This window comes from Streptomyces sp. NBRC 110035 (genome assembly GCF_000829695.1).
GTDB lineage: Bacteria > Actinomycetota > Actinomycetes > Streptomycetales > Streptomycetaceae > Streptomyces.
This window is the reverse complement of sequence record NZ_BBNN01000089.1, coordinates 1-1,939: the sequence shown is the minus strand read 5'-3', so window position 1 is coordinate 1,939 and position 1,939 is coordinate 1. Positions and strand designations below refer to the sequence as shown.

The window sequence follows — 1,939 nt, the reverse complement described above, 5'->3', positions numbered from 1 at the left end:
ATCTCGCCGGAACCGGCGCCCGGCTCACCGACCTCCCGACGTACCCCTTCCAGCACCAGCGCTACTGGCCCACGCCCGACGCGTCCTCCGGGGACGTCGAGTCCGCCGGTCTGCGCTCCGCCGGCCACCCTCTGCTCAGCGCGGCCGTCGAGTTCTCCGACTCCGACGGTCTCCTCCTCACCACCCGCCTCTCCCTGCGCACCCACCCGTGGCTGGGCGAACACGTCGTCATGGGCAACGTCCTGCTGCCCGGCACCGCCTTCGTCGAACTCGCGTTGCGGGCCGGGGACGAGGTCGGCTGCGACCGCGTCGAGGAACTCACCCTGGCGGCCCCCCTCGTCCTTCCCGAGCAGGGCGGAGTCCAACTGCACCTCCAGGTCGGCCCGGCCGACGCCGCGGGCCGCAGGGGCCTCACCGCCCGCTCCCGGCCGGAGGGCGCGGACGACCTGCCCTGGACCGAACACGCCACCGGCGTCCTCGCTCCGGGGACTGCTCCCGCTTTCGACACCGCCGCCTTCGGTACCGCCGTCTGGCCGCCCGCCGACGCCGAGCCCGTCGACCTGACGGGTCTCTACGAGCGCATGGCCGAGGGCGGATACGAGTACGGACCCCTCTTCCAGGGCCTGCGCGCCGCCTGGCGCCGGGGTGACGACGTGTTCGCCGAGGTGGCCCTCCCCGACTCCGCCGAACGCGACGCGGCCGGCTTCGGCCTGCACCCGGCGCTGCTCGACGCGTCCGTGCAGATCTCCGCCCTCGGCGGACTCGCGCGGGGAGTCGTCCCGTTCTCCTGGGAAGGTGTCACCCTGCACGCGTCCGGCGCCCGGGCCGTCCGGGTCCGCCTGACCCGGACCGGCGACGAGTCCGCGTCCGTCGCCGTGGCCGACCCCACCGGGGCACCGGTCGCCACCATCGAGAACCTGGTGCTGCGCGCCGTCGCCTCCGACACCGCCGTCGACATGACGACCCGGGACGCCCTCTTCCACGTCACGTGGACCCCCGCCGCACCGGCGAGCGGCACCGACACCGCCTCCACGGCCGTCCTCGACACCACCACCGGCGACCTCCTGGCCGCACTGCCCGGGCCCCGTCACACCGACATCGGCGCGCTCGTCGCGGCCGGTGAGGTGCCGGCGACGGTGTTCGCCGTCGTACCGCAGACCGCTGCGGGGGAGACCGCCGCAGCGGTGGACGCGGTACACGAAGTCACCGTATGGGCGCTGGAGCTGGTGCGGTCGTGGCTGGCGGATGAGGGGTGTGCGCAGTCGCGGCTGGTGTTCGTGACGCGGGGCGCGGTCACGGGTGACGACCTGACCGGGTCCGGTGTGTGGGGTCTGGTGAGGTCGGCCGTGTCGGAGCATCCGGGGCGGTTCGGTCTGCTGGATGTCGAGCCGGGTGTGGTGTTGTCGGCCGGGTTGTTGGGTGCTGCTCTGGCGGTGGGTGAGGCCGAGGCCGAGGTGGTGGTGCGTGGTGGTGAGGTGTTGGTGCCTCGTCTGGCGCGGGTGGTGTCCGGGGGTGGTGGGGATGGTGTTGTCTGGGATGTGGCTGGGGGTACGGTTTTGGTGACGGGCGGCACGGGTGGTCTGGGCCGTGTGGTGGCCCGGCATCTGGTGGTGGAGCACGGTGTGCGTGATCTGTTGCTGGTGAGTCGTCGTGGTGCGGCTGCCGAGGGTGTTGAGGTGTTGGTCGCCGAGTTGGCCGGGTTGGGTGCGCGGGTGTCGGTGGAGGCCTGTGATGTGGCCGACGGGGCTGCGGTGGCGGGTCTGGTGGGCCGGTATCCGGTGCGGGCCGTGGTGCATGCGGCGGGTGTGCTGGACGATGGTGTGGTGGAGTCGCTGACGGGGGAGCGGCTGTCGGGGGTGCTGCGTCCGAAGGTGGATGCGGCCTGGCATCTGCACGAGGCGACCAAGGACCTCGATCTCACGGCGTTCGTGGTGTTCTC

1 protein-coding gene is annotated in these 1,939 nt (G+C 72.8%); it reads left to right on the top strand.

Annotated elements, in window-relative coordinates; genetic code table 11:
• Positions 1–1,939: type I polyketide synthase (locus tag TU30_RS32755; RefSeq protein WP_042177276.1), on the top strand; the 1,939-nt coding region annotated here is incomplete at both ends.